19 protein-coding genes and 1 pseudogene are annotated in these 23,720 nt (G+C 66.7%); 10 read left to right on the top strand and 10 right to left on the bottom strand.

Annotation, left to right across the window (positions count from 1 at the left end; genetic code table 11):
* Positions 1–56: 56 nt before the first annotated feature.
* From dusB to EF294_RS11795, 3 genes and pseudogenes are all read right to left on the bottom strand, one after another.
* Positions 57–1,247, bottom strand: a complete 1,191-nt coding sequence (gene dusB / locus EF294_RS11805; protein WP_281276002.1) for a tRNA dihydrouridine synthase DusB — start codon at positions 1,245–1,247, stop codon at positions 57–59.
* Positions 1,248–1,282: 35 nt separating this feature from the next.
* The gene (locus EF294_RS11800) at positions 1,283–2,275 is read right to left on the bottom strand and encodes an acyl-ACP desaturase (protein ID WP_123929910.1); all 993 of its coding nucleotides are present in this window, start codon (positions 2,273–2,275) and stop codon (positions 1,283–1,285) included.
* Between the two features lie 287 nt (positions 2,276–2,562).
* Positions 2,563–3,092, bottom strand: a pseudogene (locus EF294_RS11795) (nuclear transport factor 2 family protein).
* Between the two features lie 165 nt (positions 3,093–3,257).
* Here EF294_RS11795 and EF294_RS11790 point away from each other — a divergent pair.
* Together EF294_RS11790 and EF294_RS11785 are read left to right on the top strand one after the other, a co-directional pair.
* Positions 3,258–4,661: a WS/DGAT/MGAT family O-acyltransferase gene (locus EF294_RS11790; RefSeq protein ID WP_123929907.1), complete on the top strand. Its 1,404-nt coding sequence runs from the start codon at positions 3,258–3,260 to the stop codon at positions 4,659–4,661.
* 40 nt (positions 4,662–4,701) lie between these two features.
* Positions 4,702–6,729 carry an NAD(+) synthase gene (locus EF294_RS11785; protein ID WP_123929905.1) on the top strand — a complete coding sequence of 676 codons (2,028 nt, stop codon included), beginning with the start codon at positions 4,702–4,704 and terminating at the stop codon, positions 6,727–6,729.
* Between the two features lie 316 nt (positions 6,730–7,045).
* On the opposite strand, the gene EF294_RS11780 is transcribed toward EF294_RS11785, so the two are convergent.
* Together EF294_RS11780 and EF294_RS11775 are read right to left on the bottom strand one after the other, a co-directional pair.
* Positions 7,046–8,203, bottom strand: a complete 1,158-nt coding sequence (locus EF294_RS11780) for an acyl-CoA dehydrogenase family protein (protein WP_123929902.1) — start codon at positions 8,201–8,203, stop codon at positions 7,046–7,048.
* 14 nt (positions 8,204–8,217) lie between these two features.
* A complete protein-coding gene (locus EF294_RS11775) occupies positions 8,218–9,414 on the bottom strand; it encodes an acyl-CoA dehydrogenase family protein (RefSeq protein ID WP_185091056.1) in 1,197 nt (398 codons plus the stop codon).
* Between the two features lie 527 nt (positions 9,415–9,941).
* Here EF294_RS11775 and EF294_RS11770 point away from each other — a divergent pair.
* The 6 genes from EF294_RS11770 to EF294_RS11745 are packed head-to-tail and all read left to right on the top strand — an operon-like array spanning position 9,942 to position 15,538.
* The gene (locus EF294_RS11770) at positions 9,942–11,078 is read left to right on the top strand and encodes a thiolase family protein (RefSeq protein ID WP_123929896.1); all 1,137 of its coding nucleotides are present in this window, start codon (positions 9,942–9,944) and stop codon (positions 11,076–11,078) included.
* 19 nt (positions 11,079–11,097) lie between these two features.
* A complete protein-coding gene (locus EF294_RS11765; RefSeq protein WP_123929893.1) occupies positions 11,098–11,862 on the top strand; it encodes an SDR family NAD(P)-dependent oxidoreductase in 765 nt (254 codons plus the stop codon).
* Complete coding sequence (locus tag EF294_RS11760; protein WP_123929890.1) at positions 11,859–13,541, top strand: class I adenylate-forming enzyme family protein; 1,683 nt, start codon at positions 11,859–11,861, stop codon at positions 13,539–13,541. Before EF294_RS11765 ends, EF294_RS11760 begins: the two co-directional genes overlap by 4 nt.
* A complete protein-coding gene (locus tag EF294_RS11755) occupies positions 13,534–14,763 on the top strand; it encodes an acetyl-CoA C-acetyltransferase (RefSeq protein WP_123929887.1) in 1,230 nt (409 codons plus the stop codon). Before EF294_RS11760 ends, EF294_RS11755 begins: the two co-directional genes overlap by 8 nt.
* A 57-nt stretch (positions 14,764–14,820) precedes the next feature.
* Entirely contained in the window at positions 14,821–15,039 is a 219-nt protein-coding gene (locus tag EF294_RS11750) for a helix-turn-helix transcriptional regulator (RefSeq protein WP_123929883.1), read from the top strand.
* A gap of 1 nt (position 15,040) precedes the next feature.
* Complete coding sequence (locus tag EF294_RS11745; RefSeq protein ID WP_123929880.1) at positions 15,041–15,538, top strand: hypothetical protein; 498 nt, start codon at positions 15,041–15,043, stop codon at positions 15,536–15,538.
* A gap of 21 nt (positions 15,539–15,559) precedes the next feature.
* On the opposite strand, the gene EF294_RS11740 is transcribed toward EF294_RS11745, so the two are convergent.
* The 4 genes from EF294_RS11740 to EF294_RS11720 all read right to left on the bottom strand — a co-directional run bounded on the left by EF294_RS11740 (position 15,560) and on the right by EF294_RS11720 (position 20,024).
* Positions 15,560–16,450, bottom strand: a complete 891-nt coding sequence (locus tag EF294_RS11740; protein ID WP_123930343.1) for a LysR family transcriptional regulator — start codon at positions 16,448–16,450, stop codon at positions 15,560–15,562.
* Between the two features lie 5 nt (positions 16,451–16,455).
* Complete coding sequence (locus EF294_RS11735) at positions 16,456–17,400, bottom strand: LysR family transcriptional regulator (RefSeq protein ID WP_123929877.1); 945 nt, start codon at positions 17,398–17,400, stop codon at positions 16,456–16,458.
* 747 nt (positions 17,401–18,147) lie between these two features.
* Positions 18,148–18,909, bottom strand: a complete 762-nt coding sequence (locus EF294_RS11725) for a crotonase/enoyl-CoA hydratase family protein (protein ID WP_123929875.1) — start codon at positions 18,907–18,909, stop codon at positions 18,148–18,150.
* On the bottom strand, positions 18,906–20,024 hold the full coding sequence (locus EF294_RS11720; RefSeq protein WP_246007813.1) for an MBL fold metallo-hydrolase: 1,119 nt from the start codon (positions 20,022–20,024) through the stop codon (positions 18,906–18,908). The genes EF294_RS11725 and EF294_RS11720 overlap by 4 nt, the downstream gene beginning before the upstream one ends.
* 242 nt (positions 20,025–20,266) lie before the next feature.
* On the opposite strand from EF294_RS11720, the gene EF294_RS11715 reads away from it, so the two are divergent.
* On the top strand, positions 20,267–21,421 hold the full coding sequence (locus EF294_RS11715; protein WP_425459426.1) for a CaiB/BaiF CoA transferase family protein: 1,155 nt from the start codon (positions 20,267–20,269) through the stop codon (positions 21,419–21,421).
* A gap of 9 nt (positions 21,422–21,430) precedes the next feature.
* Here the strand turns inward: EF294_RS11715 and EF294_RS11710 are convergent, their stop codons facing one another.
* Positions 21,431–22,378 (bottom strand): alpha/beta fold hydrolase, encoded by a 948-nt coding sequence (locus EF294_RS11710; RefSeq protein ID WP_123929866.1) that lies wholly within the window; start codon positions 22,376–22,378, stop codon positions 21,431–21,433.
* 312 nt (positions 22,379–22,690) lie between these two features.
* Here EF294_RS11710 and EF294_RS11705 point away from each other — a divergent pair, with 312 nt between their 5' ends.
* The gene (locus tag EF294_RS11705) at positions 22,691–23,509 is read left to right on the top strand and encodes an alpha/beta fold hydrolase (RefSeq protein ID WP_425459425.1); all 819 of its coding nucleotides are present in this window, start codon (positions 22,691–22,693) and stop codon (positions 23,507–23,509) included.
* Positions 23,510–23,720 lie beyond the last annotated feature (211 nt).

Genomic DNA, 23,720 nt, shown 5'->3' with positions numbered 1-23,720 from the left:
GCGCTTGCGCCGGTCGCCGATTTCGGCGGCGGGCGCGCGAGTCGCGTGGACTCGGCTCATCCGCCGGAGTGCATCACCTCGGCGCCGGCCGGCACCACGTCCTCGTCCGGATCATCGAGCCAGCCGTCCGGCAGTGCCACCTTGGCGGGCGATCCCTGACGCCCGCGAGGACCGTGTCCGTCGTCGGGGAATGGGGCCTCGGCGGGAAGTGTCGCCACCAGATCGCGCAGTTCGGCAAGCGTGTTTACCAGTGAAAGTCGTTGGCGCAGATCTGATCCGGCAGGGAAACCGCGGAGGTACCAGGCGACGTGCTTGCGGATCTCGCGCATGCCCTTGTCCTCGCCGTGGTGGTCGGCGAGCAGCTCGCCGTGGCGCACGATGATGGCCGCGACCTCGCCGAGGGTGGGTGCGGCGGGAGCGGGCAGGCCGTTGAGCTCGGCGGCGAGCTCGGCGAACAGCCACGGCCGGCCGAGGCAGCCGCGACCGATGACGACGCCGTCACACCCGGTGCGCTGCATCATCGCCACCGCGTCGGCGGGCTCGAAGATGTCGCCGTTACCGAGCACCGGGATATCGGTCACCTGCTCCTTGAGACGTGCGATCTCATCCCAGTCGGCGAGTCCGGAATACCGCTGTGACGCGGTACGGGCGTGTAGCGCAACGGCTTTCGCGCCCTCGTCGGCGGCGATGCGTCCGGCATCGAGGTGGGTGTGGTGCTCGTCGTCGATGCCGATGCGGAATTTTACGGTCACCGGGACGTCGGTGCCCTCGGTGGCGCGTACCGCGGCGGCGACGATCTTGCGGAACAGGGTGCGCTTGTAGGGGATCGCCGATCCGCCACCCTTGCGGGTCACCTTGGGGACCGGGCAACCGAAGTTCATGTCGATGTGGTCGGCGAGGTTTTCCTCGATGATCATCTTCGCCGCCTCGTAGGTGTAGCGCGGGTCGACGGTGTACAGCTGCATCGACCGCGGATTCTCGTCCGGGCCGAAGGTGGTCATGTGCATCGTCACCGGATGGCGCTCGACAAGCGCTCGCGCGGTCACCATTTCGCACACGTAGAGCCCCGACACCGTCCCGGTGCGGGCGAGTTCGAGTTCGCGGCACAGGGTGCGGAAGGCGACGTTGGTGACCCCGGCCATCGGTGCGAGGACCACCGGGCTCGACAACTCGAACGGTCCGATGCGCAGCCTGGATGCTCGGGACGTCGGGTCGGGGACCGACGCCGAACCGGCGCCCTCGGTAATCGAGGACGCCGGTTCGGTCACGATGGGTGCAGTACTCAGGACGCCTGACGCTCCCGCTTCTTGGCCTCGCGCGCGAGGGCGCGGTCGCGCATCTCCTCGAACTTGAGGGTGTCCTTCTCGAGCTGCTCGAGGAAAGCGGCGAGCTCCTCGCGGGTCTTCTCGCCCTCGGCGGAGAAGTCGTCGCGGTCGAACACGTTCCACTTGCGCAGGACGGGCTGCACAACCTCTTCGAGGTGCTGGCGCAGGTCGTAGATGCCGTGCTTGGCCATCAACACGCCGTGGCGGCGGAAGTTGGGCATCCCGGCGCCGGGCATCTGGAAGTTGGTAACGATGTCGGTGACCGCGCGCAGCGTCTGATCGGGGGCGAGATCCATCCCAGCACCACAGATGTTGCGGTAGAAGATCATGTGCAGGTTCTCGTCGGCGGCGATGCGCTGCAGCATCTTGTCGGCGATCGGGTCGTTACAGGCCTTGCCGGTGTTGCGGTGGCTCACCCGGGTGGCCAGCTCCTGGAAGGTCACGTAGGCGACGGAGTGCAGGATGCCCAGTTCGTCGACGTGCTCCTCGAACTCGTCGGTGCGGCCGGCGGCGGCGAGCATCGGGTCGTAGCCGTTGGTCATGTGGATCATGCGGTCGGCCTCGAGAGCGGCCGGATCGACACCGCGGGTCACCACGAGGTAGTCGCGCATCACGATGCCGTGACGGTTCTCCTCGGCGGTCCACCGACCCACCCAGTGGCCCCACGCCGAATCCATGGAGAAGTTGTCGGCGATCACGCGGTGATACGAGGGCAGGTTGTCCTCGGTCAGCAGGTTGGTGATCATCGCGGCCTTGGCGACCTCGCTGAGCTGCGACTGCTCGGGGTCGTATTCCGGACCGCCCAGCGCCGGGTAGTTCTTGCCCTCGTCCCACGGGATGTAGTCGTGCGGGTTCCAGTCGCGGGCGATCTTGAGGTGTCGGTTCACGTTCTCTTCGGCAACCGGAGCGAGTTCCTGCAAGAGCTCCAGTTGAGTCAGTGCACGTGCCATGAAGGTTCCTCCGAACGGTGGTCGCATACGTGTGGGGTCGGTGCGCACACGGTTGGGTCAGCGTTTCAGGATACGGCACATACCAGGCCGTACCCAAGTCCGCTACTTACGGTGTCGTCACCCGACCTGCCGGTCATGTTGCTTGGGGGTGATGTAGCTGTCTTTCGGGTGTTGCTGTCTTTCGGATGTCGCTGTCGACCCCGATGGTGTTACCCCGACTCACCATCCTGAGTGGTCGGCTTTGCCCGGGTCCAGGCCCGGATGCGCACTCACAGGTGATCGACAGTTCAGCGGCGCGTCGCGAACGCCGGCCCGATACGGCGAATCCACTCGGCGCGGACGTCGAGAGTGCCGAGGTCGGATGCCCTGTCACACCACGTCATGGCGGCGGCGCCGAACTCGAGCGGGTGGTAGACGTGCTCCAAGCGAGACCACAGCCCGTCGCCGGCGTAGGTAAGGATGGTGATACTGGTCGTTGTGATGAGGTAGCCGTCGCCGGGATCGCGCATCGGGTTGTCGACCTCGCAGATCACCCGTGCGGTCGGGGGGTCGGCGACGTGCCACAGTGTCGGGAATCCCGTCATGTGGCTGCCCGGGCAGGCTGTCATCGTCTCCCAGATCCACGCCCGGATCTCCTCGCGACCATGAATGTCGCCCAGGGCGCGTGCTCGACCTAGTCGGCGTCGGTGGTGAACATGACGGCGACGCGGTCCCGGTCCCGGCTGGCCCCGATCTCGGCGAGTCTGCGCTGGAAATCGGCAAAGGCCGTGTCGAGCTCGGCGCCGTCGAAGGTCGGTGCGGACCGTAGGCTGGACACATGTCCACCCTACGGCCATCCGCATCGAATCGGTCGAATCTCGCATTCTCGCGCAATGCGTGGGGGTGACCGTCGGCGGGAGCAGAATGGTTTCGGGGGCCGAGATACGGGCCGCGTCGTCGGAGCGCGCACGGGTGCTCCGGCCGAGACAAGTGGAGGTCCGCAGTGCAGCGGTTGAGTGGTTTGGACGCGTCGTTCCTCTATCTGGAAACGCGCTCGCAGTTGATGCACGTCGTGGGAATCATGGAGCTCGATGCGAGCACCATTCCCGGTGGATACAGCTTCACCCGGATGCGTACCCAGCTCAACGCGCGGGTTGCCGCGATGCCGATGTTGCGACGCAGGCTGGAGAACTCCGCGCTCAACATCGACCACCCGGTGTGGGTCGAGGACGACCACTTCGACATTGACCGGCACGTGCACCGCGTCGCGTTGCCTTCGCCCGCGGGTAAGCGGGAACTCAATGAGCTCTGTGGACATCTGGCCGGGCAGGCCCTCGACCGGGGTAAACCGCTGTGGGAGCTGTGGATCATCGAGGGCAGCGCCGACGGAACGATCTGCGCGTTCCTGCGGATGCACCACGCCAGCGTCGACGGGGTCACCACCGCCGAGGTGCTCGGTCAGCTCTGCAGCCTCACCCCCGACGAGCCCGACGTCGACCCGGAGAAGGTCGCCGAGACCGCTGGTGGACCCAACCGCACGGGCATGGTGATCTCCGGCGCCCTCAACTACTTCGTGCAGCGACCCATCGCGATGGCCAAGCTGCTTCCGCAAACCGTCGGCGTACCGATCGAGTGGTTTCGCCGGTCGCGGTCGCGCACCGGAATGCCCGCCCCTTTCGCCGCGCCGCGCACGGTGTTCAACGGGCCGATCTCACCGCACCGCAGCATCGCGACCACCCAACTCTGCCTCGACGATGTCAAGCGGGTGAAGAACCGCTTCGGGGTGAAGGTCAACGATGTGGTGCTCGCGATGGTCGGCGGTGCGCTTCGCGAATATCTGTCCCAGCACGGGGATCTACCGGACTCGCCGTTGGTGGCGATGGTTCCGGTGTCGGTCCACGATGCCGACGAGCGCGATCTCGTGGTCAACGGCACCAACAAGGTCACCGGTATGTTCACCGAATTGCCGTCCGACGTCGCCGATCCGGTTGAACGGCTCGAACGTGCCGGAGAACTGGCCCGACGCGCCAAGGAACACCACGCCGACATCGACGCGAACATCCTGCGCGCGTGGGCGCAGTTCGCCCCCGGCACCATGTTGTCGACGCTGATGAAGTTCTACGGCGACCGCAAGCTCGCCCTGAATCACCCACCGGTCTTCAACGTGACCGTCTCCAATGTCGCCGGCCCGGACTTCTCGATCTACTTCTGTGGGGCAAAGGTCGCCGCCGTCTATCCTCTGGGGCCGATCTTTCACGGGTTGGCCCTCAACATCACCGCCTTCTCCGTCGACGGACAACTCAACGTCGGCATCGTGACCTGCCCTGACGAGGTGCCCGACGTCGAGGTGATCGCCGAGGCCTTCGATCACCAACTCAAGGCGTTGATCGAAGCGTGTGACGACTGAGGGGCGACGCCGCCAACGGCCTCGCAGTTAGGCTGAGGCGGTGTCTGTTCACGACCATGGTTTCGCGCGGGTCACCGGGGCAATCCCGGTCGTCCGCATCGCCGATCCGAAGGCCAATGCCGAGGCGACCGTCGAGTCGATGCGGCAGGGCGCCGCAGAGGGGTCGCTGCTCGTTGTCTTCCCCGAGATGGGTTTGTGTGGTTACAGCATCGACGATCTCGTCCAGCAGGATGCGATTCTCGACGGTTGTCGCGACGCATTGGCGTCGATCGTCGACGCCAGCGCAGGGCTCACCCCGCTCGTGGTGGTGGGGTTACCGCTGGTGGTCGGCGACGGCCTGTACAACTGTGCCGCGGTGATCCGTGACGGCGCAGTACTGGGTGTGATCCCCAAGTCGTATCTGGCCAACTATCGGGAGTTCTACGACAAGCGCTACTACAGCGCCGCGCGCGATGCACCGCAGGATACTGTGCGGCTCCTCGGCTCCGACGTCCCGTTCGGTGCGGATCTCCTCTTCGACGCCGAGGATGTCCCGGGCTTCTGCCTGCACGTGGAGATCTGCGAGGACGGCTGGGTACCCATCCCGCCGAGCATTTGGGCCTCGCTGGCCGGCGCGACCATCCTGGCGAATCTGTCGGGTAGCCCGGTAACAGTCGGGAAAGAGTCGTACCGGAAGTTATTGAGTACCGGCCATTCCGCGCGCTGCATTGCCGCGCACCTGTACGTCGCGGCCGGTTTCGGCGAATCCACGACCGATCTCGCGTGGGACGGCGACGCGTTGATCACCGAGAACGGGACGCTACTGACACGCAGTAAGCAATTCGAGATGGGTGCCCAATCCATCAGTGCCGACATCGATCTCGACCGTCTGCGCCAAGAGCGCATGCGTACGACCAGTGTGCGCGATCAGGCAGGCGACCACGCCGAGGACCTCAAAACGTTGCGACGCATCGGTTTCAGCTTCGGCGTGCAGCCCGGAACCGATGATCTCGACGTGCTGCGGCGTGGCATTGCGCGGTTCCCGTTTGTGCCCAGCGGCACCGGCGACCTCGATGAACGGTGTCGGGAAGTCGGCAACATCCAGGTGCAGGGACTCGCGGCGCGGTTACGTGCGACGGGACTCGAGAAGATCGTCATCGGCGTATCCGGTGGACTCGATTCGACCCTTGCGTTGTTGGTCGCGGTGGCCACCTTCGATCGACTCGGCCTGCCGCGCACCAATATTTTGGCCTACACGATGCCCGGTTTCGCCACCGGAGGAGCAACCCTGCGGCGTGCGCACACTCTGATGGACTCACTCGGTGTGAGTGGGACCGAACTCGACATCCGTCCGTCGTGCGAGCAGATGCTCGCCGACCTCGACCACCCGTACTCGCGTGGCGAGAAGGTCTTCGATGTGACGTTCGAGAACGTGCAGGCCGGGGAACGGACCTCACACCTGTTCCGCCTGGCCAACCACCACGGTGCCATCGTCCTCGGCACGGGAGATCTTTCCGAGCTCGCCCTCGGATGGTGCACCTACGGCGTCGGTGATCAGATGTCGCACTACAACGTCAACGGGTCGGTTCCCAAAACACTTGTCCGCCATCTTATCCGGTGGATGATCAGCTCAGGTGAGTACTCCGATGAGACCAGCGAGGTTCTCGCCGAGATCCTTGCCGAGGTGATTTCACCGGAATTGGTACCGCCAGGAGAGGACGGCGCGATTCAATCCACCGAAGACACCGTCGGGCCGTACGAATTGCACGACTTCTTTCTTTACTATCTCACCCGGTTCGGCTACCGTCCCAGCAAAGTCGCCTACCTCGCCCGTCAGGCGTGGGGTGATCTTGACCGAACGCCGTGGGATACCGAGCCGCTCGACGACCGCAACGTCTACGACGCAGCGACGATCGACAAGTGGCTCACAGTCTTCTGCCAGCGGTTCATGGCCAACCAGTTCAAGCGCACAGCCATGCCCAACGGACCCAAGATTGGTTCCGGCGGTTCGCTGTCGCCACGCGGTGACTGGCGTTCACCGTCGGACGCCTCCGCACGTGCGTGGTTGCAGGAGCTACGCGGGGAGTGAGACGCGGCCCGGCCCCACGGTGACCACCGTGGCCGCCGAGGGTGGTTCGCAAGGAAACTCTCACCCCACAGATACGGTCCCCGGCCGTGCCGCGTACGTTGTGGGTTGATCCGTCCCAGGGTTTGCGGAGGGCTCCTCTCAAGGGAGGATGAAACCTATCACCATTGAGCGGTACACCGTATCCCTACACGGGAACTCGCCGCTGACCGCGAGGCTTGGACGTGATTGGGAGGCGGCGTGTCTCGCCGGTTCTCGAGGCTCACCACATGCGGCTCGCACCTCGACCATCAAAGGCCACGGTGCCTCGCAGAGGTCGCTACAGCCCCAGATCCTTGGCGATGATTGTCTTCATCACCTCGTTGGTCCCGCCGTAGATCCGCGATACGCGGGTGTCGGCATAGAGGCGGGCGATGGGGTACTCGGTGATGTAGCCGTAGCCACCGTGCAGCTGTAGGCATTTGTCGATGACGCGGCCCGCGGTATCTGTGGCGAACAGTTTGGCGCGGGCGGCGTCGGGAACCGACAGCTTACCCGAGTTGTGGAGCGTCAGAGCGTGATCGACGAACTGCTGGATCGCCTCGACCTCCGCGGAGCATTCGGCGAGCACGAACTTGGTGTTCTGGAAGGAGGCGACGGGACGCCCGAAGACGTCACGGTCGCGAGTGTAGGCAAGCGCATGCTGCAGAGCCGCGGCGGCGGTGGCTGCCGAGCCGATCGCGATGCTGAGCCGCTCTTGCGCCAGATTGTGTGTGAGGTAGCGGAATCCGTTTCCCTCCTCGCCCAGGCGATCGGCCACCGGCACGCGGACAGAACTGAACGACAGTTCGGCGGTGTCGGAGGCCTTGAGACCGATTTTCTCCAGCTTGCGGCCGACGGCGAAGCCCTCGGAGGAGGTATCGACCACCAGGATCGACAGGCCGCCGCGGCGGTTGTCGGGGTCGAAAGCCGCTGTGCGGCAGACCACCAGGATGCGGTCGGCGAGGGCTCCGCCGGTGATGAAGGTCTTGGCGCCGTTGAGGATGTAGTGGCCGCCATCGTCGCTGAGTGTGGCGGTGGTGGAGATGTTGGCCAGATCCGATCCGGTGCCGGGTTCGGTCATTGCTATCGCGAACATCAGCTCGCCGGAACAGAATCCGGGTAGCCACCGCTGCTTCTGCTCGTCGTTCGCGTACTCCGTCAGGTAGGGCAGGATGAGGTTGGCGTGCACCGAATAGCTGCCGAAGGTCACCCCGGCCAGCGCACACTCCTCGGCGATGACCATCGAGTAGGTGAAGTCGCGCTCGCCGCCGCCCCCGTATTCCTCGGGCGCCTCGATGCCGAGTACTCCGAGCTCGCCGAGCTTGTTGTAGAACTCGCGCGGCGGATGCCCCTGCTTCTCCCAGTCGTGGTGGACGGGTACGACCTCTTTGGCGATGAAGTCGCGAATGGTTTTGCGGAAGGCTTGGTGGTCGTCGTTGAACACGGTGCGCTGCATGGGTTATGACCTCTCTAGTTGGTGCGGTACTCGCGGAGCAGACCCTTGGAGATGATCTGTTTCTGGATTTCGCTGGTGCCCTCGCCGATCAGCAGGAACGGAGCTTCCCGCATCAGCCGTTCGATCTCGAATTCCTTGGAATAGCCGTAGCCGCCGTGGATACGAAAACTGGCCTGGGTGACCTCTGCGCAGTACTCGCTGCACAGGTATTTCGCCATGCCGGCCGCGACGTCGTTGCGCTCGCCGGAGTCCTTGAGCCGGGCTGCGTTTACCATCATCAGGTGCGCCGCTTCGGTTTTGGTGGCCATCTCGGCCAGCGAGAAGGCGATGGCCTGATGCTCGGCGATGGGCTTGCCAAAGGTGCGTCGCTGCTGGGCGTAGGTGATGGCCAGTTCCACGGCGCGCTGGGCGATCCCGCAGGCGCGCGCCGATACGTTGACCCGGCCGACCTCGACACCGTCCATCATCTGTGCGAATCCGCGGCCTGGTGTGCCGCCGAGAATGTGCTCGGCATCGGTGCGATAACCGTCGAAGATCATCTCGGTGGTGTCGATACCTTTGTAGCCCATCTTGTCGATTTTTCCGGGAATCGTCAGTCCGGCAACCACTTCGCCGAAACCAGCCGGCTTCTCGATGAGGAAGGTGGTCAGATTGTGGTGCGGCTTCTCGGCTCCCTCGTCGGTGCGCACGAGCGCCGCGACCAGAGTCGACGAGGCGCCGTTGGTGAGCCACATCTTCGCGCCGTTGATCGTGTAGGTGCCGTCGTCGGAGCGTGTGGCCGACGTCGTGATGGCTGCGACATCGGAGCCGAGATCGGGTTCGCTCATCGAGAAGGCGCCCCGCACCTCGCCGGTCGCCATCCGTGGCAGCAGCCGCTGCTTCTGCTCCTCGGTTCCGTGCTGTCGCAGCATGTAGGCGACGATGAAATGGGTGTTGATCACGCCTGACACACTCATCCAGCCGCGCGCGAGTTCCTCGACGCACAGCGCATACGTCAGCAACGATTCGCCGAGGCCGCCGTACTCCTCCGGGATCATCAGCCCGAACAGTCCCATGTCCCGCATGCCTGCGACGATCTCGTCGGGGTAGGCGTCGGAATGCTCGAGTTCTTGCGCGTTGGGGATGATCTGGGTATCGACGAAGCGCCGCACAGTGGCGAGGAAGTCGGTCTGGATATCGGTGAGACCGAGGGTCTGGGCAAGGCGGGCCATGGTCTTCAGCATGCCCGTGACGGAACCGTCCGGTAACCGGGTCTTCGGCTAAGGCTCCGATAGGACGAGACAATGCCACTCCCGTAGGCGACGATTGTGGGCCGCTGAACAGCGCGTATGGGAAACTCCGTGGGCGCCGATCGTCGATCCGGGTATCGGCGACCGGGTCTGGCGAGCGGCGCGCTCGGGGCCGGATGCGATCTGAGACACCCTTGGCGCCACCTTGATCTCCGACCCGAACAGGAGCCCAGAATGGCCTTCGTGGCCCCGTACCGGCGGCCGATTCGTCGGTGGCGCGGCGGTCGGGCTCGGCTCCAGCCGCGTGCAGGCCGGGTCGATGCCGCGTCCACCGTGGTCGCGGTCTTCGCGGTGATGACGGTGTGCAGAGCGCGACATAGGTCGCGGCTATGACCCCATGAGCGTGAATCACCTTGTGATCGAGCGCCCGTCATGGTCGATTCGTTGGTAGGGGTCGATTCGTAGGTAGAGGTCGATTAGTTGGTAGTGGTTTCGAGAAAGGAACTCTGATGACAGACGCGGTGATCGTCGATGCGGTCCGCACCCCGATCGGACGCCGGGGTGGGGCGTTGTCGGGTATCCATCCGGCCGACTTGTCCGCCCACGTCCTCGAGGCACTCGTGGAGCGCACCGGCATCGATCCCGCCGACATCGACGACGTCATGTGGGGGTGCGTCAGCCAGCACGCAGAACAGGCCGGCAATATCGCGCGCACCGCGATCCTGGCCGCCGGCTGGCCGGAAAGCGTTCCGGGGACCACGATCACGCGGGCCTGCGGATCGAGCCAGCAGTCGCTGGCGATGGCCGCCGCCGCGGTCATCAGCGGTCAGCTCGACATCGTGGTCGCCGGTGGGGTCGAGTCGATGAGCCGCGTGCCGATGGGCAGCGCGGCCCCCAACGGCGAGCATCAGCCCGCGACCGTGCTCGACCGCTACGGCGTCGACCGGTTCAGTCAGGGCGTCGGCGCCGAGATAGTGGCCCGGCGTTGGGATCTGAGTCGCACCCGACTCGACGAGTACTCGCTGCGCTCCCATGAACTCGCGGCTGCGGCCAGCGATGCCGGGGCCTTTGATAGTCAGCTCGCCCCGGTGCCCGGCGTCCTCGAGGGCGACGAGGGCATCCGGCGCGGTGGATCATTGGAGTCACTGGCCAAGCTCGCGACCGTGTTCGACGAGAACGGGGTCATTCACGCCGGCAACGCCTCTCAGATCTCCGACGGTGCAGGCGCGCTGCTGGTGTGCTCGTCGGAGACGGCCGCCGCACACGGCTGGACCCCGCTGGTACGCGTCCACACCACTGTGGTGGCCGGCGATGATCCCGTCGTGATGCTCACCGGACCCATCCCGGCTACCGCCAAAGCCCTTGCCCGGTCCGGTCTCTCGATCAACGAGATCGGGGCGTTCGAGGTAAACGAGGCGTTCGCGCCGGTGCCGCTGGCGTGGCAGATCGAGACGGGTGCGGCGGAGAAGGCGCTCAATCCGCTCGGCGGTGCCATCGCGGTCGGGCACCCGCTCGGCGGCTCCGGTGCCATCCTCGCTACTCGGTTGGCACATCACATGCGCGACAACACTATTCGTTACGGACTGCAGACGATGTGCGAGGCGGGTGGCATGGCCAACGCCACCATCTTCGAACTCATCGGCTGACCACCTCAGGAGCAGATGCATGGAACTCACAGACCTCTCCACCGCGATCACCGGCGGAGCCTCCGGCCTCGGCCTGGCCACCGCTCGGCGCATCGTCGATGCGGGCGGGCAGGTGACCCTCATCGACTTGCCGACCTCCGACGGTGCCGAGGTGGCCGAACAGCTCGGTGCCGCAGCGAGGTTCGCGCCCGCCGACATCACCGACCGAGAGCAGTTCGCCGCCGCGCTCGACGTGGCCGACCACCGCGGCGGCCTGCGCGCACTAGTGCACTGTGCCGGTGCGGGGCGCCGGATGCGCATCCTCGACGCACAGGGACGCGCCGGGTCGGCCGACGACTTCGAATTCGTCATCAGGCTCAACCTCATCGGCTCCTTCCACGCCTTGTCGCTGGGTGCCGAGCGGATGGCCCGACTGCCCGAGATCGACGGTGAGCGGGGCGTGATTGTGATGACCGCGTCGGTGGCCGCCTTCGAGGGCCAGATCGGCCAGATCAATTACAGCGCCTCCAAGGCGGGCATCGTTGGGATGACTCTGGTGGCCGCCCGAGATCTGGCGAGTAAACACATCCGCGTCAACACCATCGCTCCCGGCACCATGGACACGCCGTTGCTGGCGCGGCTGCGTGACGACGTCCGCGAGTCGCTCGCGGCGAGTATTCCGAATCCTTCGCGGCTCGGTAAGCCCGACGAATTCGGCCGGTTGGCGGTGTCGATCGTGGAGAACCCGTATCTCAACGGTGAGACGGTCCGCCTCGACGGCGCCATCCGGATGGCGCCGCGATGACCGAATTGAACTATCCGGCAATTACTCTCGACGCACTGCCGGCCGGAATGGCCCGGCTGTATCCCTCTCGCGTCGCCGTCATCGACGGTGAGCGGGTGCTCACCTTTGACGATCTCGACGTGCGCACTGCCGCGGTGGCCGCCGGGCTCGCCGCGATCGGGGTGATGCAAGGCGACGTCGTTGCGCTGCACCTGACCAACAGCGCCGACTTCGTGCTGGCCTACTACGGGGCGTTGCGCGCCGGAGCGACAGTGGCATTGATCAACCCGGCGCAGCCGGTTGCCGGGCTGCGGTCCCAACTCGCGGAGATCGGCGCCGTCGCGGTCGTCACCGAGGCGCCGCAGTCGCAGATACTTGCGTCGGCGGTCGAGGGACTCGATCTGCGGGCCGCGATCCTCGTCGGCGACGACGCCGGAAACGACACCGCCACTGCCCCCTCGGGTCTGATCACCCTGGCCGAGCTGGTCGCCGATGCAGGCCCCGCACCACGGGTCGAGATCAACGGTGCGGATGTGGCGCACTTGGCCTTCACCGGCGGCACCACCGGCGTCTCCAAGGGCGTGCAGGTGTTGCACCGCAACGTCATCGCCAACGTCACCCAGATGATCGCCTGGCGCGCCGGACATGCGGTGACCCAGAACGGGGACGGATCGTTTCGCCTCATCCCGCGCGATGCCGCCGGACGCGGCGTCGTGCCCGGGCAGGCCGCCACCATCGTGGTGTCCCCGCTCTATCATGCTCACGCCCTGATCAACATGTCCTTTCTGCTGATGTGCGGCGCCACCCATGTGCTGGCCGGCCGGTTCGATCCGGCTCGGATGCTCGATCTCATCGAACGACACCGCGCCACCTACATCACCGGCAGTCCGACCATGTGGCACGCACTGGCCGCACATCCCGACGTTGCCACACGCGATCTGTCCTCGGTACGGGTGGTGTCGTCGGGGGCCGCACCGATCGATCACGTCACGCTCGAGCGACTCGCCGCTGCCTTTCCGTCGGGTGCGGTCGTGGAGGGCTACGGGCTGACCGAGGCGACCTGTCTGGTCTCGTCGGCGCCGCTGGTGGCCACCGACGACGGCATCGGTGATTACCGCTTCGGCAGTGTCGGATTACCAACCTTCGACACCGAGGTGTCGATCCGTTCGCTCGTCGATCGCACCACCGAACTCGCCGCTGGCGAACGCGGCGGACTGTGGGTGCGCGGTCCGCAGGTGACCGCCGGGTATCTGCACCACCCCGAGATCACCGCAGAGCAGTACGTCGACGGATGGCTTGACACCGGTGATATCGCCTACGTCGATCATGATGGCTACCTCTACATCTGCGACCGTGTCAAGGACATGCTGATCTACAAGGGCTACAACGTGTATCCGCGCGAACTCGAGGAGATCCTGGTGACCCACCCCGACATCGCTGGTGCCGCGGTGGTGGCCCGGGAGGCCGGGCCGGTCGGGCAGGAGCCGGTGGCCTTCGTCGTTGCCCGGCCCGGTCACCGCGTCGACGCCGACGCGGTAACCGGCTTCGTTGCCGAACAGGTCGTGCCCTATAAGAAGATCCGCGAGGTGATCGTCGTCGACGAGCTCCCCACCTCCGCCGCCGGCAAGATCCAGAAAGTGGTGTTGCGCGCCCAACTCGCCGCCGCCGAGTACCCCGGAAAGGGCCGACTTCATGCGTGATGTCGTCATCTGCGAGCCCGTACGCACCCCGATCGGGCGCTACGGGGGCATGTTCGGATCGCTGACCGCCGTCGACCTCGGGGTGGCCGCTCTGCGCGGACTCCTCGAGCGGACCGCAATCTCCGACGACGCCGTCGACGATGTGATCCTCGGTCACTGCAACGGTAACAGTGAGGCACCGGCGATCGGCCGTGTCGTCGCACTCGACGCCGGACTGCCGACCACCGTGCCCGGCATGCACATCGACAGACGCTGCGGGTCAGGGTTGCAGGCGGTTATCCAGGCTGCGTACCAGGTGGGTTGCGGCGACAACGATCTCGTCGTCGCAGGCGGTACGGAGTCGATGAGTAACGCGTCCTACTACTCGGTGGACATGCGTTGGGGCGGTGCGCGCACGGGAATCACCATGCACGACAGCCTGGTTCGGGCCCGCTCCACCGCCGGCGGCAAGAACTGGCCGGTACCCGGCGGCATGATCGAAACCGCCGAGAACCTCCGCAAGGAGTACGGGATCTCCCGCGAGGAGCAGGACGATCTCGCCGTCGAATCACACATGCGCGCGGTTCGTGCTCAGAAGGACGGCATCCTCGGTGAAGAGATCATCCCGGTCACCGTGCGAGATCGTAAGTCCGAGAGGGTGATCGACACCGACGAGCATCCGCGCGCCGATGTCTCGCGCGAGTCGCTCGCCGGACTGCGACCCATCATGGGCGCCACCGACCCCGACGCCACGGTGACCGCCGGCAACGCCAGCGGACAGAACGACGCGGCCTCGATGTGTCTGGTGACCACCGCCGAGGTCGCCGCGCAGCACGGTCTGACGCCGTTGGTGCGCCTGGTGTCCTGGGGTCTGGCCGGTGTGCCGCCGGCGACCATGGGCATCGGCCCGGTGCCGGCCACCGCCAAGGCGCTCGACAAGGCGGGATTGACGCTCGCCGACATCGACGTCATCGAACTCAACGAGGCCTTCGCCGCGCAGGCGCTCGCCGTCACCCGGGAGTGGGGTTTCGGCCGATTCTCCACCGATAGTCCCGATTTCGCGCGCACCAACGTCCACGGATCGGGAATCTCGCTGGGGCATCCGGTCGGCGCGACCGGCGGGCGGATGCTGGCATCGCTGGCGCGGGAACTGCACCGGCGCGAGGCACGCTACGGCCTGGAGACGATGTGCATCGGCGGCGGCCAGGGGCTGGCCGCAGTGTTCGAACGGGTCAGCGGATAATCGATGCTCGTGACAAGCCGCCTTGACATCTGATGTCAAGGCGGCTTTACTCGTGGCATGCCCGACCCGGCCGCTGCCTCATCGCCGATCCGGGCCGCGCGGACCCGGGCGGCCCTACGGCAGGCCGATCTGGCGAAGGCGGTCGGGGTGAGCAGGCAGACGATCGTGTCGCTCGAGCGCGGCGACTACGCACCGTCGGTCTATCTGGCCATCCGGGTCGCGCGGGCGCTGGGTGCCGGCGTCGAAGAACTGTTCCCGTTGCCCGAGGAGAGCTGAGATGAGTTCCGGACGAACCACATTCCCCGATCTGTTGCTCGGCCCCGACGATGCTTCGTGGGGCGATGAACGTGAGCGCGCGGTACTGCTGGAGGGCTACGCCTACATCTACACCCTCTCGACGCTGCTGCTGTGGGCGCTCGGTGCCGTCGCGGCGTGGTTCGTACCCGCCTGGGTGACCGTCCTGTGGTGGGTCGCGTTGATCGCGCCCGCGATGGAATGGCAGCGATTCTGCAAGGCGCGCAGCGTCGATCCCCAGACGCTGGTCTACGCCCGCGGATCCCGGCGCCGCATCATCGTCACCAGCCTGTACACCGGGGCCTGCTCGCTGTCGATGGCACTCGCGGTGATCCTCGGGCTCGGACCCGACGGTGAGGCCACGACGATCGCGGGGGCCGTGGTTGGCGGTATCGTGGGCGGCGCCGCGGCGTTCCTGCTGGCCCGGCGACATGCGATCAAGTCCGAGAAGGCGCAAGCCGCAGTCGACCTCGACGACTGAGCAGTGCGCGTCTCGTGCACCTCACTCCTGGACCGCTCGCTGCGCGGCCATCGACCGCGCGACGTCGGCGAACGCCTGGCCGGCGACCGAGAGGCCGCCCGGATCGAAGATCATCGCGAAAGTCCGTGCGAACCGCGGTGACACCGGCCGCACCACCGCGCGATCGGCCACCGATTCGGCGATGCGACGTTCGAGCAGGGTGGCCCCGATCCCGGCCAGCACCATGGGAAGTCGCTGCTCCCGGTGGTCGGAGAGCACGGCGATCGGCAGTCGGACACCGGATTCGCGGATCGCGCTCTCGATCTCTTCGGCGACCGACCCGCCCCGCGGAACGAAGATCATTGGAATGCGGGGGAGATCGGCGATCGGGATCGGACCGTCGGGTACCTCGGTCCCGGGTGGGCAGACCAGCCAGAATTCCTGTTCACCGAGCACGATCATGTCGAGATCGTCACCGACCGTGGGCAAGTGGGTGATGACGAACTCGCAGCGACCCTCTTCGATCATCGCCGACGCTTGTGTCTCGACCCGCAGGTCGCCGAGGCGCACGGTGACCCCCGGATGCCGGGCTCGGAAGCCGGCGACGAGGTCGATCACCGCGCCGCCGTCGATGAACGGGGAGGCGAGAATCTCCACGCGACCGGTCGGTTCGTCACCGGCCGCGGAGAGCGCGTCGTCGACGGCAGCGACATCACGCATGATCTGCCGGGTCGATCCGACGAGTGTCCGTCCCGCCGCACTCGGCACCATGCCGCGTCCGATTCGGTGGAACAACTGCACCCCGACTTCTCGTTCCAACGCCCGAAGTGCCTGGGACACAGTCGGTTGGGCGACCCCCAGCGCGGCCGAGGCGCCGCCGATGCCGCCGTGTTCGACGACGGCGAGGAAGTACTCGAGTTGGCGCAGTTCCATCGAACTCACCACGCTCCGTCGTGGGCAATGGTGGCAACGTCGGGCACGACGTCGGCCGGTGGCGCGGGCGCCCCGCTGATCCGGCGCGCCACCGCGACGAAGGCGACGGCTGCCGGCGACGGCTGCCCCGACCGCAGTACCAGTCCGTAGTCGCGCAGCAGTGGGGGCGCCACGCCGACGACCTCGGCGCCGCTGAGCTGCTCGGCGGCGACCGGACGCGGAACCACTGTCACGCCGACGCCGCGGTCGACGAGATCCCAGATGGCCGACGAATGGGCACAGTCGACGACCACGTTGCGGGCGTCGTCGGCGATGACGTCGGCAAGCAGGGTCGCGGTCGCCTGATCGGACAGGTTGACCAGCAGCGGTAGATCGCGCACCGCCGCTCGCGGCACCGTGCCCGACTCGGTGACCACACCGGCGCCGAGGAGTCCCGGTGACGCGGCCAGCACGAGTTCCTGTGCACCGAGGGGGATCGATACGAGAGACGCGTGGTCGGCACCGGAATCGATCACCCCGATTTCGGCGTCACCGCGCCGCAACGCGGCCAGCACCCCGGACGGGCCGTCTGCGGCGTGGACGCGCACGACCACGGCGTCGTGCCGCTCCCGGAACGCCCGCACCATCGTGACCAGCGGGTCGATGGCGAAGGCGGCATCGGTGACGATGTCGACGCGTCCCGAGCGCAGTTCGCGGACGGCGGCCACCTTCAGTTTCGCGCGTTCGACGTCGGCGAGGATGCGGCGTGCGGCGACCTCGACGCGCCGGCCTGCGTCGGTGAGTGCGAGTCGTCGACCACTGCGGTCGAACAGGGTGACACCGAGACGGCGTTCGAGCGTGCGGATGGCCTGGGAGAGCGAGGGCTGGGAGATGTAGAGGGCATGCGCCGCCTTGGTGATCCCGCCGTGGTCGATGACCGCGACGAAGTAGGTGGCGAGATGCAGGTCCACTGCCACAGCCTAGCCGCGGCGTGCAGAGGCGTGCCCGCGGCCCGTCGACGCGGGAGAGCATGGTCGAGGAGTGGGCGATGCGGGCGAACGAGCCGACCGCCGGGGTCATCACCGGTTGGTCGTTGGCCGCGGGCCCCGCGCCGCAGTCAGCGCACGGTAGGCGTTCACTGCGCTCGTCGAATGGTGCGTGAGGTCCGGATTGTGCAGTCCTTCGCTGAAGGCACGCCTGGTGACCAGTCTGACCGCGGGCGGGATGTCCTCGTTGACCGCAACGCGCGCTTGCGGATTCGCCTCATCTATGACCGATGCTGATCCACATCGAAGACCGCTCGGCGTCGCGAGCGGGTGATCATGCGCGCATACCGTTGGAGGTCGCCGAGTGTGCGGGGCAGAGGAACAGGACACCTCCCTGATCGCCCACCCGCCCCGGATGCGCGTAGTGCACCACGGTGATCATCGGGCTGAGGGCCCAACGATCGGATTGCGGCGATGAACTCGTCGCAGTGGGCCAGCGCCGCCGCACTGAATCGGCTGTGCTGCGGCTCGACTACCGGCACCGCTACCGGGCCAATCCGCACCTCGCCGTGGCCTTGGCAATCACCACCTTTCGTTTCGGCATCGAGTGGCCGCGAATCGGGCCGCCGGCACCATGTCCGATATACCCAGCCCGACTCCCCGCTGCGACCGCGGTAGCGGCGAACAGGCTGCGTCGGGACATCGCCGACGGTGCTCGGCTCGTGCCGAGGGTCAGCGGCCGGTCCAGAGGGGCGCCCGCTTCTCGGCGAACGCGCGAGCACCTTCTTGGGCGTCGTCGGAGGCGAAGATCGGGTTGAGCACCTCGCGTTGGGCAGTGATGAGATCGGGGTCGGTGTAGCGAATTGCCATGCCCACAACCTGTTTGGTGGCGCGGACGGCGAGCGGTCCGTTCGCGGCGATCCGGGCGCCGAGTTCCCGCGCACCGTCGAGCGCGCCGCCGGTCGGGGTGAGGACGTTGACGAGACCGAACTCGTGGGCACGCTGCGCGGTGATGGGGTCGCCGGTCAGCGCGATCTCCATCGCGAGCTGGTAGGGGAGGATCTTGGGCAGACGCAGCAGTCCGCCGGCCGCAGCGGCGAGACCCCGTTTCACCTCGGGCAAACCGAATTTCGCGTCCTCGGCAGCGACGATCAGATCGGCTGACAGGGCCAGTTCGCAGCCGCCGGCCAGCGCCCAGCCCTCGACCGCGGCGATCAGCGGCTTGCTCGGCGGCTTCTCGGTGACCCCGCCGAATCCGCGACCGGGCACACTCGGTACCTCGCCGCGGGTGAACGCCTTGAGATCCATTCCGGCGCAGAAAGTCCCGCCGGCGCCGGTGAGGATGCCGACGGTGATGTCGTCGCGGGTCTCGAACTCATCGATCGCCGCCGCGATGAGGGCAGCGACCTGGCCGTTGACCGCGTTACGGGCCTCGGGGCGGTCGATGGTGATGACGGCGACGCCGTCGGCGAATTCGGTGGTGACCGGGCTCATGTGCCGGTGTCCTCTCGATCGGTGGGGGTGGTGACAAACCAGTGCACGGGTTCGGTGCCCGATCGGGCGAGGATCCCGCGTTCTTCCAGAACCAAAAGGTGGGCATTGGTCTCGCGCAGGGCCATTCGGCTCAGCGGCAGAGAAAGCTGCTCGAACGGCCGGGACCAGGTGACCGATCGGGTGACCTCCCACGCGGTCGACCCGGGCACCTCGGTGATGGCCTCGGTGATCTCGGTGAGTCGTTCTTCGTGGTGGGAGAGCAGATGGGTGACGCGGCCGGCGAGACCGCGGAACCGGTATTCGTGCGACGGCAGCGCCTCGAGGTCCCCGAGATGCTCGGTGTTGGCCAGCGAGGTCAGGTAATCGGCGAGCGGACTGGGGTTCTGGAAGGAGTTGGTGGACACGTTCGGACTGATCCGCGGCAGCAAGTGATCACCGGTGAAGATGATCCCGGCGTCATCGTCGGCGAAGCACAGGTGTCCCGCCGTGTGTCCTGGCGTCCAGATCGCGCGCAGATTCCATCCCGGGATATCCAGGGGCGCATCGCCGACGAGTTCAACGTCCATCGTGCGGCCCTGTGGTAGCCGCACGATCTCACGGATTCCGGCGTCGATCACGTCGGTCGGGGCACCGAGCTCACGCAGATCGACCTGGGCGTCGGCGAGCTCCCGCGCGAGTTGCGCCTCGTCGCGGTGATACAGAAACCGGGCGTCGTTGCGATGCATGCCCAATCGGGGGTCGGCGTGCTCGAGAACCCGGGGGACGAGACCGAAATGGTCGGGGTGTAGATGGGTGATGAACACGTCGGTGATGTCGGACAGGTCATGGCCGGTGGCATGGATGCCGGCGACCAACGTGTCCCACGAGTCGTCGGTGTTCCAGCCGGTGTCGATCAGGGCGAGGCCGCCGGTGGCGGTGACCAGTGCGTACACCAGGACGTATCGCAACGGATTGCCGGGCATCGGCACCGGGATCGAGAACACGCCGGGCCGAACCTCTTCGACCGCCGGTAACACCTTGTCGGCCCACGCCTGACGCTGCCCGTGGCCGGTGACCACTACGCCGGTGCTCGTGATGACCTCGTCGGTGGTGACGGCACCCGATTGAACAGCCATCGATTCGACCGCGCCTGGGGCGCCCGAACCGGTGGTCGGCGGGCGCGCCGATCGAGTGTTCATCGGTCCATACGATCACGCGGGACGCGGCCGGGCAAACACCGCTCGGCTCACGCATCGTGAGGTAAACCCTATGTGTCCCAGATTCGCTCGCGGCATTGACACGGTGACTGCGGCGGGCAAAGGTGGCCGACGTGGCCTTTGCGCAGACCCCCGCCGACCCCGACAAGCCCGAGACCGACCTGCCGAACGACTCGCTTCCCCTGGTCGGCCTGACCGTGGTGGCCCTCGAGCAGGCCGTCGCCGCGCCTTTGGCCACGCGGCACCTCGCCGACCTCGGGGCTCGGGTGATCAAGATCGAGCGGGTCGGTGAGGGCGATTTTGCCCGACACTACGACGCCGAGGTCGAGGGGCTCGCCTCGCATTTCGTGTGGCTCAACCGAGGCAAGGAGTCCTTCGCGGTCGACCTCAAGCACGAGCGGGGCGCAGCGCAGGTGCGCGCGCTCATCGACCGCGCCGATGTGTTCCTGCAGAACCTCGCCCCCGGGGCCGCCGCTCGGCTGGGATTCGACGCGCAGCGCCTGCGTTCTGAGCACCGCGACCTGATCGTGGTGAACATGAGCGGCTACGGCTCCGCCGGGCCGATGAGTGACCGCAAGGCCTACGACATGCTCGTGCAGGCCGAGGCGGGGATGATCTCGGTCACCGGCACCGCCGAGCACCCCGCCAAGACCGGGGTCCCCACCTCCGATATCGCCGCGGGGATGTACGCACTCACCTCGATTCTGTCGGCGCTGGTGCGTCGTGGCATCACCGGTGCGGGCGCCACGATCGAGGTGTCGATGTTCGATGCGACCGTCGAATGGATGGGCCATCCGATGTATGTCGCGCTGCACGCGGGGCGGCAGATTCCGCGTTGCGGCGTCGGACACGCGGCCATCGTCCCCTACGACGCGTATCCGACGCGTGAGGGCGAGATCCTCATCGGCGTCCAGAACGACCGCGGGTGGCGCGCACTCGCACGGGTGTTGGGCCGACCGGAACTCGGCGACGACCCGCGTTACGCCACCAACATCGCAAGAGTCGCTCGCCGTGCCGAAGTCGACGACCTCGTTGCGGCTCTGACCGCGACCTTCGACACCGCCGAACTCGACCAACGCCTTGCAGCAGCCGGGATTCCCGCCGCACAGATCCGCGACGTCGCCGGCGTTGTGGAACATCCACAGCTCTCGGCACGTCAGCGGTGGCGAACGGTCGACACCGAGATCGGCCCGATCCGGGCATTGTTGCCGCCCTTCACCTTCGACGACGTCGAGATGCGGATGGGCCCGGTGCCCGCGCTCGGCGAGCACACCAAGGCGATCCTCGCGGAGTTGGGCGAGTCGACCACCGGATGAGCCGGCGGGTCAGGGCTCGATCAGTGGGCCGGCGGGCATCATCGGGGTGCGTTCGGCGTCGTCCCACACCGAGAGCAACTCGGCGAGGATCTGCCTCGACATCCCCAGTGCGCTGAGGTGGCTTTCGCCGGGCAACTCGAAGAGCTTGGCGTCGGGCAGCAGCGAGACCATGTGTATGCCATGGGAATACGGGATGATGTGGTCGTGGTCGCCATGCCACCAGCGCACCGGCGTGGTGACGTCACCGACGCGGAATCCCCAATCCTGGGCGAAGACGACAACGTCGGCGAACGGTGCCTCCATGCGACGGCTGCCGCCGTGCAACAGGTCATCGAGGAACATCGCCCGGAACTCGGGGCGGGCGAGCAACTCTCGGTCGGCGCGCGGCGAAAACCGGCCGTAGAGGCGGATCGCCGGATTCGCGATGGGCGCGGCCACGCCGAGCGCCGAACTGAGGACCTTGCCCAGGGGTGCACCGGCGACCCGGACGGCCGGGGCCAGCAGCGAACCCAGGGCCATCGCACCGCCGCCGATGGCGTCTGCGCCCACGGTGGGTGCGACTCCGCCGACGATCCCGGCCACCATGACGCGATCGGGCAGCGCGTGTGCGGTCGCCAATGCGTACGGCCCGCCGCCGGACATGCCGATCACCGCGCACCGGTCGATGCCCAGAGCCTCCAGAACCGGCTCGAGGTCGTCGGAGAACTCCGCCACACATCCATACCGGTGGGCGGTGGAACTGCCGATGCCGGGGCGGTCGAGCCCGATGAGCCGGATGTCGTGCTCGGCGGCGTAGGCGCGGGCCTCGGTCGGAATCTGGCGTCGTGCGCCGGGCGTGCCGTGTAACCAGATGACGGCGCGGCCGGTCGCCGACCCGAACTCGGCGAACCCGATCCGGCGGCGCCCCGCTTCTACCGCCACCGAGCCCTCGATCTTCGGTCGGGCAATCCCCATCATGAAACCAGGATCGCACTGTGAGTCGGTGCGGCGGGCGTCGGGTCGGCCGACCGCTGGACCGAATACGGCCATCAGCGGGTGTCGGATCTGCTGGCCCTGACCATTGACGGACGCGCGTCCCTCAGAAGTCCCTGTGCACCCTGTGCTGAGAGTGTGGCGGGTGCCTGGTTGCGGCCGACGACACACAACCGAAGCGGAGGAATCTGGCGTACCGTCGTAGCGGTGTGTGCTGCAGTACTGGATCGGATCTCCCGAGGTCTGTCGCTTCCCGGCCCGTCCTATCTGCCGGTGCGTAATCTGCCGAGCGGGGCCATGGTGGAATTGCCCGGGCGCGGTAGCACTTTCGTCACCGACTCCGGCCCGGCCGACGCGCCGGTGATCATCCTGCAGCATTCGGTGATGACCACCGGGCTGCTGTGCTGGTATCCGGTGATCCCTGAACTCACTCAGCGCTATCGGGTCGTCACCCTCGATCACCGCTGGCATGGCCGCGGCATCCGATCGGGTGCCTTCGACTTGCTCGACTGCGCTGACGACGTCGCCGCGCTCGCTGACGTCCTCGGGATCTCTCGGTTCGTGACCGCTGGCTTCTCGATGGGTGGTGGCATCTCGCAACTCGTGTGGCGACGCCATCACGATCGGGTCTCGGGGTTGGTCCTGTGCTCGACCGGGCCGTACTTCAGCACCCGTGATCCGCATCTGCGGGAGCGGGCCAACAAGACTGGCCGACTGCTCAAGCCCGTCTACCGAATCGTCCCTCGGCCGTCGGACGCGACGTTGGACAAGCCCACCGCGCACACCGCCCTGTGGGGTATGCGTCAGTTCCTCTCGACTCCGTTGTCGCACACCGGTGACTTCGGGGAAGGTTTGGGGCGCTTCGATTCTCGTGAGTGGCTTGCCGAGATCGACGTGCCGACGTCGGTGGTGGTCTCGGTCCGGGACAAGGTCGTCGAACCCGAACGCCAGCAGCTGCTCGTCGACGGTATCCCGGGAGCCCGACGTTTCGACGTCGACGGCGGGCACGCGTGCTGTGTGCTCGGGGCGGGCAGGTTCGTGCCGGGGTTCCTCGACGCCGTCGACGCGGTGGTCCGTGCGGGGAACCAGTACTCCCCGCGCATCGTCGGGTCCTGACGCCGCGGCTTCTCACATGCAGGGTTCGGTTGCGAGTCCCTCATTGCACAGATGTGCTGTGCCGGTGCGCGTGATACCGGTGTGAACAGGGCCACGCCCCAATCGGATACGTGATCTCGTCGTCACAGGTCTTTCGTTCTGTGCCGGATTGGGAGAACATGTGTACACCGAAATCCGTCAAGAGCTGTAGACGGTCCGTCCTTGCCCTGTG

Source organism: Gordonia oryzae (assembly GCF_003797185.1).
GTDB classification, from domain to species: Bacteria; Actinomycetota; Actinomycetes; order Mycobacteriales; family Mycobacteriaceae; genus Gordonia; species Gordonia oryzae.
The sequence above is the reverse complement of the archived record's forward strand: the minus strand, read 5'-3'. Positions and strand labels throughout refer to the sequence as shown.